Source organism: Streptomyces sp. TSRI0281 (assembly GCF_001905125.1).
In the GTDB taxonomy this organism is placed as follows: Bacteria; Actinomycetota; Actinomycetes; order Streptomycetales; family Streptomycetaceae; genus Streptomyces.
This window is the reverse complement of record NZ_LWLE01000018.1, coordinates 12,350-27,825: the sequence shown is the minus strand read 5'-3', so window position 1 is coordinate 27,825 and position 15,476 is coordinate 12,350. Positions and strand designations below refer to the sequence as shown.

Sequence of the window (15,476 nt, the reverse complement as noted above, 5' to 3'; positions counted from 1 at the left end):
CGGTTGAGGAACTGCATGGGGCGCGGGTGCTGTGGCTCGCGCGGGCGGAGGAGTACGCCGCGCAACGCCGGGTAGAGAAGCGGGCCGGGCGGCGGGCTGTAGTGAACCCGCGACCGTGGTGGCTATGGAGCAGGTGGGACGGCCCGGACCGCGCCTGGCACGAAGACCCGTCTCGCCACCCGTCACTACGACTGCCTGAGTACGTCCGGCGACAGAACGCGATTCTGGACGGCGCCGAGCCGCCCGGCTGCTCTGCCTGCGGGGATGAAGGACCGCGGGAACTGAGCTCGACCGGGCACGGCTGGATGGAGCTGTGCCGTGGGTGCGCGTGGGTGCTGGCGCCATGTCCGTGCGGGAAGCGGCACCGGTTTGTCCCGGAGACCCCGTTCAAATGGGAAGGGATCTGGCAGCGGGCGCACATGAGCGATGACGGCATGCCGAACCTGCATTGGCCTGCGGGCTAGCCCGTTGGATGCGGCACGGGGGCCTCGAGTGTGGCTGATCACCGGGACCGACGGAAAGCCGCCGCGGGAGCCGAGCCGGTACGAGCGGGCCAGGGTCGCCAGCCTCACCGTGCAGAACGCGATCCGCGCCGCCCGCTCCGCGCCCGCCGCCGCGCACACCGACGACCACCACGACCAGATGTCGGACGCGCCGCATGCCGTCGACCACCCGGACCGGGACGCCGCTCGAACTCCGGCGCAGCGGGCCGCCATCTACGCCCACCAGCAGGCCGCGATGCCCGAGGAGTACCTGGAGGGCTGTACGACCGACCCGGCGACATGGATGCGTACGCCGGAGAACCTGGACCGGCTCGCGGCCACTACCCGTGCGGCCAACGCCCGCCGCCGCGCCTTCGGGGACGGGGAGATCCCGGCCCCGGCCGCCGACCCGTCCGGACCGGTCGGCCGGCGCCGCCAGGAGCACGAGCAGCAGCACCAGCAGCCAGGCCCCGGCCAAGGCCAGGGCCTCCAGCCGTGATGCGCCGCGGACCCGTCCGGCGGGACGGAGGACGAAGTCGCCGCGCCAGCAGGCGGGACGCAACCGGCTGCCCAGCCTCGGGCCCGGCAGGGAGAGGCGAGTGTGCGGCGGACCGATCCCTTGAGCGCGGAGGCCTCGATGGTTGCCCCGATCCCGACGTACATCTCGCTGGAGCGGCTGGAGCGGCTGGAGCGCCTGGAGGAACTCGCCGACGCGAGCCGACTGCGCGCGGCGCTGTACCCGGCACCGAAGCCGCCGCACGTTCGGCGCCGATCCCGTACGTGGCAGTTCCCCGGGGGCCGGCCTCCCGCGTGGGGTCCCGCGCGCCCGCGCCGCCGCCGGGGATAAGCGGGCACGGTGGACTCCACCGTGCACCCGGTGCACGGACCGGCGGCGGCCGGGTGGGAGTGGAGCTACTCGGAGTGGAGACCACGGTGGTGCGCATCGGGTGGGTGAGTTGCCGCCAACTTGAAGTGCCAGGTCAAAGGGCTGGTGTGATCGGTCCTCCGGGTACTCGTGCTGGTCGTGGGCGTGAGTCCACGGAGAAGATCATTCGTCAGCGGTTGGCTTCGAGGTTCGTCAGGACGAGCAACGCGCGCAGGAGTTGGGTGGCGTGCGGGATCGGCACGGAGTTTGGTGAGAATCCGCCAGTTCTTGAGGTGAGCGAAGCCGTGCTCGACCGGTGCGCGTCCGACGGCGAGGACTCGGTTGGCTTCCTTCTGGCCTGGGGTGAGCTTGTGGGTGCGGGTGGCGGCGTAGCCGGTGAGGATCAACGGGTCGCGGATGTTGTTGTCCAGGCCGCGGAAGCCGAGGTCGGCCAGTGCCCCAAGGCCGGCGGCGCGCAGGTGGGCCAGGATGTGGTCGTGGCGGGCGGCGGTGTTGTCGTGGGTGCGGCCGGGCCGGGCGGCGAATATCCAGATCACGCGCCCGGTCTCGTCGGTCAGGGCGAGGAAGTGCGGGCCATGGCTGCGGTGCTTGCCGGAGTAGTTCCGCCGGTCGGCCTTGCCGGTGCGCCGCCGGGTGCGGATGAGGGTGCCGTCGGTCAAGACCAGCTCCCCACCTTGCTTGGCAACCTTCTTCAGGGCGCGGTCCAGGCGCGGCGCCTGGGCGGCGAGCAGTCGGATCAGCTCGTCGTGCCAGCGGCGGACGCTGGACTCGGACACGTCGTTGCCGTCGGCCATGTCGGCCAACCGCTGGTCGTGGCGCAGTACGGCCAGGACGGTCACCGCGATCTTCCCCGGCGGCAGGATCCGCCATCGGGACGGGATCGCCTTCAGATGGCGCCTGAGTAGATCGGCGAGGTGGTTGACGGCGCGCGTGGACAGCGGCAGACGGCACTGGTAGACAAGCGAGCAGGTGTCCACGGGGAGCGCTTTGGCATTCGTCACACAATCCCAACGGGCATCGGGGGCAACCCGGTTACGCCCGTTCGGAGCAGCTCCCAGCAGCGGTGCTCCTGGTCACAGGCGGGTGGTGAACCGGCCGTCGGGCAGTTTCCGCAGCCAGCCGCGATCGACGAGTCTGACCAGCTTGCTCCGCAGCGGTTCCAGCTTGGCCTTCACGCTGACGTCCACCCCCACCACCTCACCGACCTCGCGGGCCATGACCGGTCCGGCGGCCTGCCGCACGGCGCTGATGATGCGCTGGTAGTCCCACGGAAGCGAGCCCTCCTCCACACCCGGTTCGCGGTGCGGAATCAGCATTACCGCTCGTCCGGCCACCTGCCCGGCATGGGCGCGGCCGAGGCCCGTTCCTCAGCAAGCTGCCCCGCCATCCGTTCAAGGACACGTTCGGCGACGGCGAGTTCGTCCCGCTCGGCCCGCACTTCCGCCAGCTGTTTGGCCAGCTGCTCTTCGACTTCGCCCAGTTCCGCGCGCCGTGCGGAGATCCGTTCCAGCAGTTCGGGATCCCACATGCACCGGATCGTAGAAGACCGCCCAGCCACCGCGGGCAAGAACCGGCGGTCAGCTCCTGGCCTCTGCCGCCGGCCGCTTGATCAAGAACTGTTGCGCCGCCTCGACTGCTTCCTTGTTGAGCTCCTCGACGGAGACTCCCCAGCTCTCCTCCCATTCGTCCAGGTTGAAATGGCATGAGACGAGGGATTGCAGCTCTTCGGGGTAGCCGAGGTCGTAGGCGACGTCTGCCCAGATGAGGTGGGTGCCAGTGGCGGGGCCCAGGGTTCCGTCGGCTATCCGACCGGCGATCCAGTGGGCCATCGCCCACCTTGCGGCCCGAGGATCAGCGGGCGGGATGAAGAGCAGTCCCAGCTCCTCCCGTACCTGGTCGAAGAGCGCTGGCGCTTCGGGTTCCTCGCTGCGGAGGAGGCCGGCCAACATTGCGAGGGAGGGACTCTCGACCTGGGCCATGAGTGCGTCAAGCCCTGCCTGGATGAGCCGGTCGGACCCGACGTGCCTACCGAATGCCCGCTCGCGCGCGATGTGGCTGAGCTGCTTGAGGGCGTCATCGTGGGTCATCAGAGTCTTCTCGGTCGGCATCTGGGACAGGAAGGCTCGCACATCCGCCGACGTCGCTGCATCGTGTATCTCTTCGACCCAACCGTGCTGACGAATGATCTTCTCCATGGACTCATGCCCACGACCAGCACGAGTACCCGGAGGACCGATCACGCCAGCCCTTTGACCTGGCCCTTCAAGTTGACGGCAACTCACTCTGGTGCGCCGGATGACGACGGACGCCACCGCGCGGCGCACCGCGATGGCGCGCCACCGCACCGGTGCGCCGCACCACCCGACGATGGTGCGCACCCGATGCGCGCGGCGCGGTGCAGGGTGCGCGCGATGCACACTACCGGCATCAGGTGGTGCGCACTACACGGCTGTGAGGCGCACCGGGTGCGCACCGGCCGATGCGGGGTGCGCACCGAGGGCCTGGCCCACGCCGACGGCCTCCAGCTGGCGCAGGGTGTCGGCGACGTCCTCGTGGTCTTCGGTGAGGAACTGCGCGGCGAAGTCGATGACCGCGCGGGCGACGCCTCCCGCCGCGTCCGGCCCGGCCTGCGCCCAGATCCGCAGGGAAGTCACGAAGACGCGTCCGAGAGCCTCCAGAGCGAAGGTGTCCTCGCTCGGCTCGCCCGCGTCCGGGCCGGGCAGCGCGGTGACCGGGACGATGATCCGCGTCGCGACGTCGACGAGCAGCTCCGGCATCCGCGGTTCGGCGCCGGCGAACTCGCGGGCGGCGTCGACGTCGTCGGCCTGGACGGCCCGGAGGTAGTTGAAGGCGCTGATGGCCGCGTGCGGGGCCATCGGGGCGAGCGGCGTGGTGTCGGGCACGACGGCTCCTCACGTACGGGCCGCCCCGCTGTTCGCGGCGGCCTCAGAACCGATGCTCTGATCGCGGCACTGTGGACAGAGTCCGCGCACCGAGGGTGAACAGCCGTCTGCCCGCCGCTGTGACGGGGATCCATAGGTTGCGGGTGGGATCGCTACCTTGCGGATCTTGGTGTCGTCTGCCGTGAGGACTGAGCCGTGACACGTTAGTTGGAACCTGGCCGCGAGAACTGCACTCTCGTCGGTTCGGCGACTACACGTCTCCATCCATAGGGGTAGTGCTGTCGTCGGAGTCCGTGAGCCGGAGGCTGTACCGGACGTCGTCGGCCAGTACGGAGGTGCCGTCGGCGGCGCGGACCGGGAGCCCGGCATCGAGCAGACCGGTGACGGTGACCGCCTACTTTTCGCCGTGCGTGTGCCGACGCGTGACCCGGCGGTACGCCAGGAATGCGATCGCGACGACCAGCAGGTACAGCGGTACGAGCAGCACCGCGTCACCGGACGTCTGCTCCACCGTCACGCCCGCGTCGCGGTCCTCGCCCTGCAGCATGATGCGGTTCACGGTCAGGACGGTCAGGTGAGTGCCGATCGCTGCCCACAGCGGCGCGTGCCCCACGGCCGCACGGGCGGCGATCAGGGCCAGGCTGAAGACCGTCAGAAGGATGAGGTAGTCGACCGGGTGCTGCCCTACCGGGGCGATGCCGATGTGGCCCGGCTCGTCACCGGCCAGCCGGGCGATGCCAACCGTCACCACCGTCGAGGTGCCCGGTACGAGCAGGAAGACTGCCGTGGTGCCGAGCACCGCCAGTGCGGGCCCGAACCGTCCGCGCAGCGATGTCCAGGTGTAGCCGCGCAGCGTCGTCTCCTCGGGCAGGGCTTCGAGCAGGAACGCGACGGCGGTGTTGGTGACGAGAAAGCCGACCAGGGTGACGAGGTCCAGCTGCTGCCAGACGAGTAACCCCACGGCCGTGCCCGCGCCCAGGACCAGCGCCGCTGCCGCGGCCGTCACCCCAACGCCGGTGAGGAACGCCCGTAGGCTCGCGCCCGGATTGCCGAAGCCGACCGCCCGGGGGTGTGACAGGCGCAGGACGAACGGCACGGCCACGACGGTGACGAGGGCCGCAGCGATCAGCCGGGCGGCCAGGCCACTGGCTCCGGTGGCGCCCGCCAGTACGGGTCCGAGGCCGTTGCCGACACCGAGCGCCACCGCCATGATCAGGCCGCCGGTCAACGCGCGGCCCATGGCACCGGCGGCCGTGGGTGAGGGTGCGGGTTGTCGTATGTGTAGCTCGGTCATGGCGCTCCAGGTGACGGTAGGGCCGACTCCTATCGACAACCCCGTGTGCTTTTCAGGCTCGCCCGACCATCGGTCAGGGGCGTCGTGCGCGCGGACGACCCCCCTGTACATCCTTCGGCGCAGTGGACGATAGGGGTCGACTGGTCGTGGCCACCGGCTCCGGGAACACTCAGGGGCTGAGTGCCCGCGTTCATGCGACTGCCGCGCCACCGTCTGGACGATCGACGGGGCAATGCGGCTCGGAGGATGGTCCACGCTCTTTAACCACGGAACCGGCAACTCGTACGTGAGGGCAGGGAGCGTGACGGCCCCCGCCCTCACCCCGTACGAGGCACTGACACTTCCCGTGGCAGAGCGACTGACGTTCTCGTGGCAGACGACACTTGGAGTTCGGTTGACGTTCAGTGCGCCCACCTGCGGCAACGCGCTCTCGAGCCGAGGCGGCCGGTGCTTGATCCACAGACAAACATCCCCAAGATCCGCAAACTGAACTCCCCTGCCTGCCTCTGACCTGCTGCGGAACCAACCAAGATCCGCAATCTGTGGAGCCCGGTCACAGCCGCGTGCCACGTTTCCCTGGACCACGCTCGCTAAGTGCGACATACCGCCCATTACGACGGGGGAGACATCTCCGTCCCGGCACGCTGAGCGACAGCCGGGGGAAAGCCGCTGCCGCCCGGGGCACGCCGCTGGGAGACTTCGCGGATGACCACGCAGCGGCTGCCGTTCCCGGTCCCGGACGAACGTGCCCGCCTCTTCGTCGACAGCTACGCCGACATGCACGACCTCGTTGAGGACCTGGTCGTGCCCGACGGCGTGCCCCGGCCGCGGCGACGGTCCTGCGCACCGCCCGCGAGCTGCTGCGCCAGTCGTACTACTGCTACGAGTTCTCCACCGTGGCGGTCATGCATTCCCTGATCGCGGTGGAGATCGTGCTGCGCGACCGCATCCCGGACGCGGGCAAGAGGCCGCTGCACGGGCTCATCAAGCAAGGCGCCGACGCGGGCATCCTGACGGCCGGCAGGCGGAGTACCTCGACTCGACGCGGACTACCTGGCGGGCGTCGACCGGGACATGGACCGTGCCGGACTGCGCCCCTTGGGCTGGTCGCTCGCCGGGCGCCAGCCTGACCCGTACAAGCAGTTGCCCGAGCCCGACCAGTTGAAGGACCCCAACTTCGTCCAGCGGTACCAGCCCATCGCGGGGCGCCTGCGTGCGACGCTGGACGCCCGCCCCTTCGGCAGGAGCTGACCCGGGAGGGCTGACCACACATCCAGCGCCAGCCTGAGACTCATCGGCTGCTGGACCCACCCGGAACGTCCCGCCGGGTCCGTAACCGTCACCGGCTCCCCGGCTGGGCCGTGCAGGTGTCGCTGCCAGTTCAGCACCACCGCCTCGACCTCCTCCCGCCCCGCCGGTAGCACGAGCACCCGGCCTTCCGCAGCAGGTCCAGGTTCCGCTCGTCGCGGGCATACAGGGCCAGAAGGCGGGCCCCAATCCGACAGCGTCAGGGACCGACGTGGACGGCTGGTACCGGTTCACCCAGCGCGATCTGCTCAACCGGGCGGTGGCGGACTTCCGGTCCACGAAGTGGCGCTGAGGCAGGTGCGCTGACCGAAGACGAGCATCTGCGGGCTCTGGCCGCGCTGGAGGCTGTCGTCGGGAACGACGACGCCCTGGCCATCCTGGCGGGCGGTGCAGGCGAGCGCCCGCTGCCTGGCGCTGCTGGCCGCGTACGGGCAGCACGCACCCCTGTGCAGAGCGTCGATCAGGACGAACAGGAGTCGGGCCTGCGGCGCGTCGGTCTGGCCGGGGTGACTGCCCGTGCGGTGCTCCCGTGCGGCCGCCCGTCACCAGGCGGTCAGGTCGACGGCGTGTACGCAGTGTGGGTCGGTCGTGTCTTTCTCCCAGCGTTCCTTCTCGTGGACGAGTGCGGGGAGTGCGGCCAGCAGGGCTGTCAGCGCGCCGGTGAGCCGTACGTCGGCCGCGATCAGGCCGACGGCTTCCTCGACCGCGACGTAGAGGCGCATGCTGTCCTGTCCGGTGAGGAGGAAGCCGCAGAGTGCGGGGCTCGGCGGTGTCTCAAGATATGGCCAGGCCAGCGTCCGCAGCACGCGCAGCGCCCGGTCCGTGCGGGTCGGGGCGGCGGCTTCGAGGACGGCGGTGTCCACCGGGACCAGGGCCATGCCCATCACGGACGTGTTCACGTGGGGGAGAGCGCCGGATGCGAGCGTTCGTGTCCAGCCCAGGATCAGAGGGGCTGCGACCGGTTCGTCGTCCTCGTCCGTGAGCGGGATCTCGTAGGCGACCAGTTCTCCGGCCGCTGCCGCGTCGGCTGGGCCGGTCACGATTCGGACCGCTTCCCGCCCGGGGAGGACACCGCGCAGATACGTCGTCCCGGCAAGGGGCACCGCGGTGTAGTCGAGACCGGCTCTGGGCTGACGGGGCGACGGATGCGGTCGCGGCGTCCGGCGCCGTGCGCACACCGGCGGACAACTGAGCAGGCTGTCGCAACGATGGCGATGTGGCCTCCGGAGCGGCGTCAACCGGGATGCCGTTGAGGCCCGATGCCTCCGGTTCCGGCATCTGACGAGGCTTCTTGGCTTGCCGGCGGGTATGTCGGACACGTCCGGTTCGGAGCCGCTGAGCGTATCTGTGTATCGATGCACTGCACTTTGTCTACCACTACGTCCGTTAACTTCCTTGAAATTAAAGGCTACAAGCGGTTGACGCCGCTCCAGCGGGATTCCTAACATCAGTGTATCGATTTACCACTCAGTACTGGCCTTGTTCGGGGACAAGTGGGGAGGGGGACGAGCGATGGTTCGGTTGCTCGGTGCTGGTGCATCGGTGCAGCTACGCGGCCCACACGGCTGTTCCACAGGAGTGCCACGGCGGGCCTCACCGCGGGGTGCCTCTTCACTGGAGCCCGTGTGTCCGCCAAGGGGGATCCAACCTCGCGATCACGTGACAGCTCCTGGCCCTTAGGGCTGTCCCACGCTCTTCGGCATTGCTCCGGAGGGGCTGTGCGCACTGGGAAATAGTCGGCGCACAGCCCTTGAGCAGGACGCCACGAGAGCGGTCGAGAGCTGCCGCCGGGCAGTCTCCTTCCTGTTCTTCCGGAGCCTCGCCCGGGGCCGAGGCGTTGCCGCACCGGGGAATGGGCTGTCGGGCGGATGGAATCATGCGGGATCGAGGAACGCTATGGGGGACGGAGAGATGGAGAGAATACGGGAACGTGAAGGGCCGCTCTGCTGGCGCCAATGGGTCTACTGGAAACGAAGGCACTGCGAGCCGGAGCAAATTTTCGGAAGAATTCGGCCGACGCGGGTAGTGGGCCGAGACCACTTGGCGCGTGCCCTTCATCGATTGATCACGCGGCACGAAGGCTTACGCACGACGTGCGAATCCGGTCCGGATGGCTCTGCCCGGCAAGTCGTCTGGCAGGCGGACGGTCTCGTTCGGGATGTATTGCGCGAATTCCCCGAGGGTGCGGAATCCGTCGCGGGCGCTGTTTTGCTACTGAGCCCCGGTCACGACATGACGGTCGACCTTCCCCTGGCCTGCGCTCTGGTTCCACAACCCTCCGGCCTTCCTGAAGTGGCTTTGTCGGTTCATCATGTAGCGACTGATCTTCATGGCTTTCACACTCTTGTCGATGAGCTTGGCCGACTGCTTGAGGATGATGAGGCGAGCCTGCCGGGAACGGTGATGCAGCCGATCGAAGTCGCCTCCTATGAACAGTCCTCGAAGGGGGCGAGTAATAGTGCCCTGGCGATCGAATACCACAGTTCCCAGTTGGATATTGCGGAAGATTTCCTTCCTCGTTTCTGGCGTCGGGCTCCAGTTCCCGATGACAGTCAGATCATGTACTCCCTGCGTTCGACGCGTCTTCGTGCCGGACTGAGGAAACATTCACTGGTGAATCGGGTCACTCCGGCCACGCTGTTGCTGGCCGCACTGGCCAAGGGATTCTCATCGGTTACTGGACAACCGGACATGATGTTTTTCCTGACGGTTTCCAATCGCCAGATCTCAGGCATGCAGCGCTCGATCTGTTCGCTGAGCCAGATGAGTCTGATATCGCTCTGTACGGATTCGTCCTTGGGCATAAAGGGGCTGATGGCGCAATCTCGGAATGCGATTGAGCGAGGAATTCGTCATGGTCATTTTGATCAGCGGGAACGGGATCGGATCACCATCGAGCGATTCGGTGCCAAAAAAGGCCTCGCCGTACTTCGATTGAATATCATTCATGAGCCGAGTTCTACGTCAGGTCAGAATCCGACGGCTGTTCCGGATTCGCCCGCAGCGGACAGAGAAGTGCAGATCTCGCGCCAGCCAGATCCTGTGCACAAATCACCGCATCTCTTCGGCGACAATCCCCTGATCGGGTCGAACGCTCTTCACGTGACGGTGTCAGAGGAGTGCGTTTCCTTGATGGGGCGAGTGAGTGAGGCCCTGGTCGGGGAGCCGGATGTGCTTCGCATTCTGGACACCTTTGAATCCGCACTGGAGTAGAACCGGTCGTTCAATGCGTCGGGTATTCGGACGCCTTGTGCCGGTGAATAGAATGACCTTGCGATAACCCACGTCCGATCCATTCTTTCTCCATCAGGTAATTCGTTCACTCAGGACAGGAGAATGCCTTGGCAGCCCCGTATGCCAATCTGTTTGATCTGCTTGATGCAGCCGCAGATGAGGACGGAGGAGAGACAGCCGTGACGACGGTGTGGGGGACGTCCCTCACCTATGACGCATGGCGACGGGACGCCGAGCGGCTGGCCGGCCAGCTGATCGCCGTCGGCGTGGCGTGCGACGACCGGGTCGGTATCAGGCTGCGCCGTGACTCGTGGCTCGAGTTCATGCGGCTCTTCTTCGCCGTGGTTCGTGCGGGAGCGGTACCGGTCCCGCTGCCCGATACGCTCCCTGCCGCGCAGGTGGGACTGCTGATGGAGCGTCTCGGCATCAAGCTGACGGTGTCGGAGGGGCCAGGCCTCGCGGACGGCACAGTGGAGTACTCCGACCTGCTTCGATCCGAACCCGCCGCCGGCCTTCCCGGACTCGGGCGGGATCCCCACGGCACAGCCGTACTCATTCCGACCTCCGGAACCTCGGGAAAGCACCGGGTCGTCCATATTCCGCACGCGAATCTTCTTTCCGCATTCACGGAGGGTGTGCGGCGAGCCGGGCAGCGGCCGGTGCAGCTCTACGCACCGGTCATCGGCACGCAGCTCGGGCTCTTCGCCCTGATGCGCCCCCTCGGTCACATGCGGCCGATGTGCGTCGTCGCTCCCGAGGGCGATCATTCCGGCATCGCGGGGGCGATCGAAAAATATCGAGTGCAAGAAGTCACGTTGGTGCCACATCTGGCGAAGAGGGTGGCCGGTTCCGTCCATACGCACGATGTCTCGTCACTGACCCACGTGGTGGTGACCGGAGACAACAGCAGTCCGTTTCTGCTCCGGCGTCTGGTCGACGCGTTCCCCGGGGCCGGGATCTACAACTACTACGCCTCGACGGAAACGTATCCCGCCGCCCTCTTCACTCAATTCGATCCGGCGCGGCCACGGTCGCTGGGTGCGCCTGTGCCACCCACGGAGATCAGGATCGGCGAGCCAGGACAGGACACCGGTCCGGGTGAGACGGGACCTGTGTGGCTGCGTACAGCCGGCGTACAGGGCAGAACCTTCTCGCAGGCCCCCGAGTGGAAGGAAGAAGAGTCCCGGGACGGCTGGATATTCACCGGAGACTTCGGCTATCTGGATGACAAAGACTCACTTGTCCTGGTGGACCGGGATTCGGATCTCGTCAATATTGACGGAAATCGAGTGGGCACACTGGAGGTCGAAGCAGTGCTTCTCGAGCACCCCGCAATCGAGGATGCGGCAGTGTACGGGAAGCTGGCGGAGAACGACCGTACGTTGTTGATCTCAGCAGTGAAGCTGAACCGGCACATCGAATTTTCCGAACTCCGGGACTACCTCGGCGAGCGGCTGCCCGGACCATCGGTTCCTCAGCGCTTCATCCTGGTGGACGAGATCCCGCGGAGTCAGTCGGGCAAGGTCCTGAAGCGTGCTCTTCGTGAGCGACCGATGCCCGCAGCACAAGCCCTGTCGTACGGATCGGCAGCGGAGGAGCTGCGCAAGATCTGGCAGGAGATCCTCGAACCGGAATCCGAGGTCAGTGACGACAGCGATTTCCTCGACCTGGGGGGAGACTCCCTCAGCTATGAGGAACTGGTGGCTGCCGTGCAGGCCCGCATCGGTGTGGAGCTGGAAGTCAATGACTGCCTCCAGTGCGAGTCATTCCGAGACATGGCCGAGTTGGTCAGGAGCGCGGGGCGTCCCGCCACAGCAATCACTCAGCTCTGAGGGCGGGACATCCTTCAGCACGCCAGTCACTTCGAGCAGAGCCGCGGAGGCAAATATGAAGATCATCGAACGGCTGGATTGCGGAGACGGCGCCGTGAAGTACCTGCTGGAGACCTCGGATGCCAGCAGGGTGGAATCCGTATTCTTCCGCATGAACGACGGCCGGGACAAAGATGCCATGTGTATAAGCTCCCAGGTCGGATGCACCCTGAGCTGTACCTTCTGCGTCACCGGTCTCCTTGATTTCAGGCGAAACCTGACCGGTGAGGAGATCGCTGGGCAGGTCGATGCGGTGTATGCGAGTGAAGAATTCACGCCGACGCGTGCACATGAAGTCGCCTACATGGGGATGGGCGAGCCCCTGATGAACCTTGATGCGGTGCTGCAGTCCAAGGAGCTGCTCACCGGACGCTACCCCGAGATGGATTTCGCGCTCTCCTCGGTGGGCATCGTTCCCGGTATCGAGCGTTTGATTCGAGAAGCGCCTGATATTAAGCTGCAGATTTCGCTCCATGCGCCCACCGACCCGCTGCGCACGAGCATCATGGCCATCAACCGGAAGTACCCGCTGACGGATGTGCTGGTAGCGGCACGGGAGTTCGCAAAGGCTTCCGGTCGCCGGGTCAACCTGAATTACATCCTCATCCAGAGCGTGAATGACACGGCGGACCACGCACAGCAGCTGGTCGATCTGATCGACCCGGAGTGGTTCCAGGTTCAGCTCGTCCCGGCCAATCCGGATCCCCGGCTGCTCCTGAAGAGCCCGACCTCGCGCGCTGTTCTGGGGTTCGCCAGACGCCTGCTCAGGGCGGGGCTGCACACGGACTACTCCGTTCAGCTCGGATCGAAGGAAGGAGCCGGTTGCGGCCAGCTCGACGCCGACTACGAAGTCCGTGTACGCACACGCCGGTCCTGAGGGTGCCGGCCGGAGCCCTTGGTATTCACCACGTCCAACGAGGCAGTGAGAGATGAGAACAGACGATCAGCACGTACACGTCGCCATCATGGCGGGAGGACTCGGCACGCGGCTGATGCCTGTCACCAGCGTACTGCCCAAAGTCCTTGCGCCCGTGGGCAGTCGTGCACTCCTGGACTATGTCCTCGACTCGATCGAGAAGGCAGGCCTCACCCGCGTCAGCCTTCTGCTCGGAAACCACGCGGGCCTGGTCGAGGCGTACGTGGCGAGCCATGCCGGGCAGTGGCCCTCGCTCGTCATCACGCCACGGCGGGATACCGGCGGACTGGGTACCGCGGCTCCTTTGCGGGAGCTGGACGAGGACCGGGCGCACCTCCTCGTGCTCAACGGTGATCTCCTCACCGATGTCGACCTCGGCGAGATCGTCGGCGAACATCTCCGCGGTGAGGCGGACGTCACGGTGGCCGGAGCCGTGACCGAGACGAGCTCTCCCTTCGCGGTCCTGCACGCCGACGACGACGATGTGTTGTGGGGCCTGGAAGAAAAGCCGGTGGACCGAAAGGTTGTCGCGGTCGGCATTTACCTCCTGGCTCCGAGTGCACGCATGTGCATACGGAGCCAGGGAGCGGACGACATGCCGAACCTCATCGAGCGGGCGATAGGCCAGGGGCTGCGCGTTCGCCAGTACCTCCTGCCGACCGGGTCCGTGTGCTGTGACATCGGTGAACCCGATCGCTTCATGGAGGCGCAGACGCTGGCCGCACGCATGTCGGCGCCGGACAGTGAAACGGGGCTGGCATGCAGGTCATAGATGTCGCAGAGGTGAGCAAGGTCTATGTGGTGCGGGAGGGTTCGCGGTGGAGAGGTGGTAAACAGCGCGAGATCCGTGCCCTGAAGGACTTCAGCGTCACGCTGGGCACTGAGACGCTCGGAGTGATCGGCCCGAACGGTGCCGGTAAGTCCACACTGGTGAAGCTGCTGACCGGGCTGCTGCCTCCGACCGAGGGCCGGATACGTGTATGCGGGTTCGACCCGTGGAAACAACGCCGGTCCTTGAGCCGGCACATCGGTGTGATGCTCGGCCACCGTTCCCGCCTGTGGTATCACCTCTCGGCGCTGGAGAGTCTGCGTCTCATCGGCCGCATGTATGAAATGGACCGGCGTGATGTCGAACGCCGGGTGGGGGAACTCACGGAGCTCTTCTCCGCAGCGGACTTCATTGCCCAGCCCGGCCGTTCGCTGTCGCTGGGGCAGCGCATGCGCTGCGAGATCATGGCTGCCCTGATCCACTCCCCGGGCCTGCTCCTCCTCGACGAGCCGACGGTCGGTCTGGACATATTGGCCAAACAGGAACTCCGCGACCACCTGGGCCGTCTGGGAAGTACCCAGAACACGGCGATTCTGCTGGCCAGTCATGATCTCGCCGATATCGAGCAGCTGGCTCAGCGGGTGCTCATCCTCGACAACGGCCGGAGCATCTTCGGCGGTTCGCTCAACGAGCTGACGTCGGGATCCGTCGAGGAACGGCAGATCCACCTCCAGTTGGTCAGCCCCTATCGGCCGGTCCGTCTTCCGGGCGTCACGGAGGTGCTCCGTGAGGACCGCAAGGTGTGCCTGGGCGTCAATGTGTCCCTCACACCGGTGCACGAGGTCGTGGCAGAACTGCTGCAGGTCAACGCGGTTGCGGACCTGAAGATCACTGAGCCTCCGCTGGAGGAAGTGATCGCCGGGTTCTACCGGAGGCACAGCGCCGCCGGGCACCCGACCACTGAAGGGCGGTCATGACCGAACGTCTGCGGCTCGCCACCCTGGGACGGCACGCGGCGGCCGGCGGCGCCCTCTTCCGCGTGGGTGCGGCGTCGTCCCTGCGCCATCCGCGCAGTCTGCTGCTGAACGCGGTGTTCGTGGCGCTCAGCATGGGAATCCTCATCACGCTGTGGTCGGTGGTCCTGCCCGACAGCACATTCCGCGGCAACGGAAAGTACGACTTCATCTCGCTCGTGTGGTATCTGGTCATCGCCCAGGCGTTGCTGGGTCCCAGCCTGCGTCTGGCGGGCAAGATCAGCGAAGAGCTGAAGGACGGCACCGTCGGGTACCGGCTCCTGCAGCCCATGCCCTTCGTCTTCTCCCGCCTGGCCTCCTATCTCGGCGAGGCCGTGGTGACTCTTGTGGTCACCGGAGCGGCGATGGCACTGGCCGCCTCGGCGGGTGCCGGCCTCCCCGACCTGTCCTGGCGCACGGTGTCCGGCCTCGTGGTGGTCATGGGGCTGAGTCTGCTCATCGGTTTCTGGGTCGCCCTGAACATCGGGTGCCTCAGCCTCGTCCTGGGCACCTCCGGGCCGCTCGACATGGCCTGGCACCGGCTGACCCTGCTTCTGGGGGGCGGTCTTCTGCCGCTGGACTTCTATCCGGACCAGATCCAGCGCGTCGCCGAGTGGCTGCCGTTCCGGCTGTCCCTCTACGACCCGGCGCGACTGGTGTTCGGGGTGGAAAACGGTGAACTGCTCAGCATCGTGTCGGCGCAGGCCGGCTGGATCTTCGTGCTGGCCGTCCTGGCGGGCGTTTCCCTGCGTATGTCGCTGTCCGGCGGAAAATTGGGGGGGAGCTGAAAGTGTCTCCCG

The 15,476-nt window shown here is 66.8% G+C and carries 16 protein-coding genes; 9 read left to right on the top strand and 7 right to left on the bottom strand.

The window, feature by feature from the left end:
• The first annotated feature begins 492 nt into the window (after nt 1-492).
• Nucleotides 493-981 carry a hypothetical protein gene (locus tag A6A29_RS23555; protein WP_241838626.1) on the top strand — a complete coding sequence of 163 codons (489 nt, stop codon included), beginning with the start codon at nt 493-495 and terminating at the stop codon, nt 979-981.
• A 138-nt stretch (nt 982-1,119) separates the two neighbouring features.
• Nucleotides 1,120-1,329 carry a hypothetical protein gene (locus tag A6A29_RS23550; protein ID WP_073722648.1) on the top strand — a complete coding sequence of 70 codons (210 nt, stop codon included), beginning with the start codon at nt 1,120-1,122 and terminating at the stop codon, nt 1,327-1,329.
• Nucleotides 1,330-1,394: 65 nt separating this feature from the next.
• On the opposite strand, the gene A6A29_RS23545 is transcribed toward A6A29_RS23550, so the two are convergent.
• The 6 genes from A6A29_RS23545 to A6A29_RS23520 all read right to left on the bottom strand — a co-directional run bounded on the left by A6A29_RS23545 (nt 1,395) and on the right by A6A29_RS23520 (nt 5,565).
• Nucleotides 1,395-2,369, bottom strand: a complete 975-nt coding sequence (locus A6A29_RS23545) for a transposase family protein (RefSeq protein ID WP_241838625.1) — start codon at nt 2,367-2,369, stop codon at nt 1,395-1,397.
• Nucleotides 2,370-2,441: 72 nt separating this feature from the next.
• Entirely contained in the window at nt 2,442-2,684 is a 243-nt protein-coding gene (locus A6A29_RS46825; protein WP_241838624.1) for a hypothetical protein, read from the bottom strand.
• Nucleotides 2,684-2,896, bottom strand: a complete 213-nt coding sequence (locus A6A29_RS46820) for a hypothetical protein (protein ID WP_079182971.1) — start codon at nt 2,894-2,896, stop codon at nt 2,684-2,686. Before A6A29_RS46820 ends, A6A29_RS46825 begins: the two co-directional genes overlap by 1 nt.
• A 49-nt stretch (nt 2,897-2,945) precedes the next feature.
• Nucleotides 2,946-3,563 carry a hypothetical protein gene (locus tag A6A29_RS23530; RefSeq protein ID WP_241838623.1) on the bottom strand — a complete coding sequence of 206 codons (618 nt, stop codon included), beginning with the start codon at nt 3,561-3,563 and terminating at the stop codon, nt 2,946-2,948.
• A gap of 246 nt (nt 3,564-3,809) precedes the next feature.
• Nucleotides 3,810-4,271 (bottom strand): hypothetical protein, encoded by a 462-nt coding sequence (locus A6A29_RS23525; protein WP_073722584.1) that lies wholly within the window; start codon nt 4,269-4,271, stop codon nt 3,810-3,812.
• Nucleotides 4,272-4,665: 394 nt separating this feature from the next.
• Complete coding sequence (locus A6A29_RS23520; protein WP_241838622.1) at nt 4,666-5,565, bottom strand: CPBP family glutamic-type intramembrane protease; 900 nt, start codon at nt 5,563-5,565, stop codon at nt 4,666-4,668.
• Nucleotides 5,566-6,639: 1,074 nt separating this feature from the next.
• Here A6A29_RS23520 and A6A29_RS23510 point away from each other — a divergent pair.
• Nucleotides 6,640-6,816: a hypothetical protein gene (locus A6A29_RS23510; protein WP_241838621.1), complete on the top strand. Its 177-nt coding sequence runs from the start codon at nt 6,640-6,642 to the stop codon at nt 6,814-6,816.
• 599 nt (nt 6,817-7,415) lie between these two features.
• On the opposite strand, the gene A6A29_RS23505 is transcribed toward A6A29_RS23510, so the two are convergent.
• Nucleotides 7,416-7,913: a hypothetical protein gene (locus tag A6A29_RS23505; RefSeq protein WP_073722581.1), complete on the bottom strand. Its 498-nt coding sequence runs from the start codon at nt 7,911-7,913 to the stop codon at nt 7,416-7,418.
• 856 nt (nt 7,914-8,769) lie between these two features.
• Between A6A29_RS23505 and A6A29_RS44215 the strand changes: the two genes are divergently transcribed.
• The 6 genes from A6A29_RS44215 (at nt 8,770) to A6A29_RS23475 (ending at nt 15,464) form a co-directional block, all read left to right on the top strand.
• On the top strand, nt 8,770-10,086 hold the full coding sequence (locus tag A6A29_RS44215; RefSeq protein WP_107468299.1) for a condensation domain-containing protein: 1,317 nt from the start codon (nt 8,770-8,772) through the stop codon (nt 10,084-10,086).
• Between the two features lie 128 nt (nt 10,087-10,214).
• Nucleotides 10,215-11,939: an AMP-binding protein gene (locus A6A29_RS23495; protein ID WP_073722579.1), complete on the top strand. Its 1,725-nt coding sequence runs from the start codon at nt 10,215-10,217 to the stop codon at nt 11,937-11,939.
• Between the two features lie 55 nt (nt 11,940-11,994).
• Nucleotides 11,995-12,855, top strand: a complete 861-nt coding sequence (locus A6A29_RS23490; protein ID WP_073722578.1) for a radical SAM protein — start codon at nt 11,995-11,997, stop codon at nt 12,853-12,855.
• 52 nt (nt 12,856-12,907) lie between these two features.
• On the top strand, nt 12,908-13,666 hold the full coding sequence (locus A6A29_RS23485; protein WP_073722577.1) for a sugar phosphate nucleotidyltransferase: 759 nt from the start codon (nt 12,908-12,910) through the stop codon (nt 13,664-13,666).
• Complete coding sequence (locus A6A29_RS23480; RefSeq protein ID WP_073722576.1) at nt 13,654-14,640, top strand: ABC transporter ATP-binding protein; 987 nt, start codon at nt 13,654-13,656, stop codon at nt 14,638-14,640. Before A6A29_RS23485 ends, A6A29_RS23480 begins: the two co-directional genes overlap by 13 nt.
• The gene (locus tag A6A29_RS23475; protein ID WP_073722575.1) at nt 14,637-15,464 is read left to right on the top strand and encodes an ABC-2 family transporter protein; all 828 of its coding nucleotides are present in this window, start codon (nt 14,637-14,639) and stop codon (nt 15,462-15,464) included. The genes A6A29_RS23480 and A6A29_RS23475 overlap by 4 nt, the downstream gene beginning before the upstream one ends.
• Nucleotides 15,465-15,476 lie beyond the last annotated feature (12 nt).

Excerpts from the sequence above, each read along its gene's own strand:
- A6A29_RS23550 (WP_073722648.1), top strand. The coding sequence starts at position 1,120 with ATGGTTGCCCCGATCCCGACGTACATCTCGCTGGAGCGGCTGGAGCGG.
- A6A29_RS23490 (WP_073722578.1), top strand. The coding sequence starts at position 11,995 with ATGAAGATCATCGAACGGCTGGATTGCGGAGACGGCGCCGTGAAGTAC.
- A6A29_RS44215 (WP_107468299.1), top strand. The coding sequence starts at position 8,770 with ATGGGGGACGGAGAGATGGAGAGAATACGGGAACGTGAAGGGCCGCTC.
- A6A29_RS23485 (WP_073722577.1), top strand. The coding sequence starts at position 12,908 with ATGAGAACAGACGATCAGCACGTACACGTCGCCATCATGGCGGGAGGA.
- A6A29_RS46820 (WP_079182971.1), bottom strand. The coding sequence starts at position 2,896 with ATGTGGGATCCCGAACTGCTGGAACGGATCTCCGCACGGCGCGCGGAA.
- A6A29_RS23480 (WP_073722576.1), top strand. The coding sequence starts at position 13,654 with ATGCAGGTCATAGATGTCGCAGAGGTGAGCAAGGTCTATGTGGTGCGG.
- A6A29_RS46825 (WP_241838624.1), bottom strand. The coding sequence starts at position 2,684 with ATGCTGATTCCGCACCGCGAACCGGGTGTGGAGGAGGGCTCGCTTCCG.
- A6A29_RS23520 (WP_241838622.1), bottom strand. The coding sequence starts at position 5,565 with ATGACCGAGCTACACATACGACAACCCGCACCCTCACCCACGGCCGCC.
- A6A29_RS23475 (WP_073722575.1), top strand. The coding sequence starts at position 14,637 with ATGACCGAACGTCTGCGGCTCGCCACCCTGGGACGGCACGCGGCGGCC.
- A6A29_RS23510 (WP_241838621.1), top strand. The coding sequence starts at position 6,640 with ATGGACCGTGCCGGACTGCGCCCCTTGGGCTGGTCGCTCGCCGGGCGC.
- A6A29_RS23530 (WP_241838623.1), bottom strand. The coding sequence starts at position 3,563 with ATGGAGAAGATCATTCGTCAGCACGGTTGGGTCGAAGAGATACACGAT.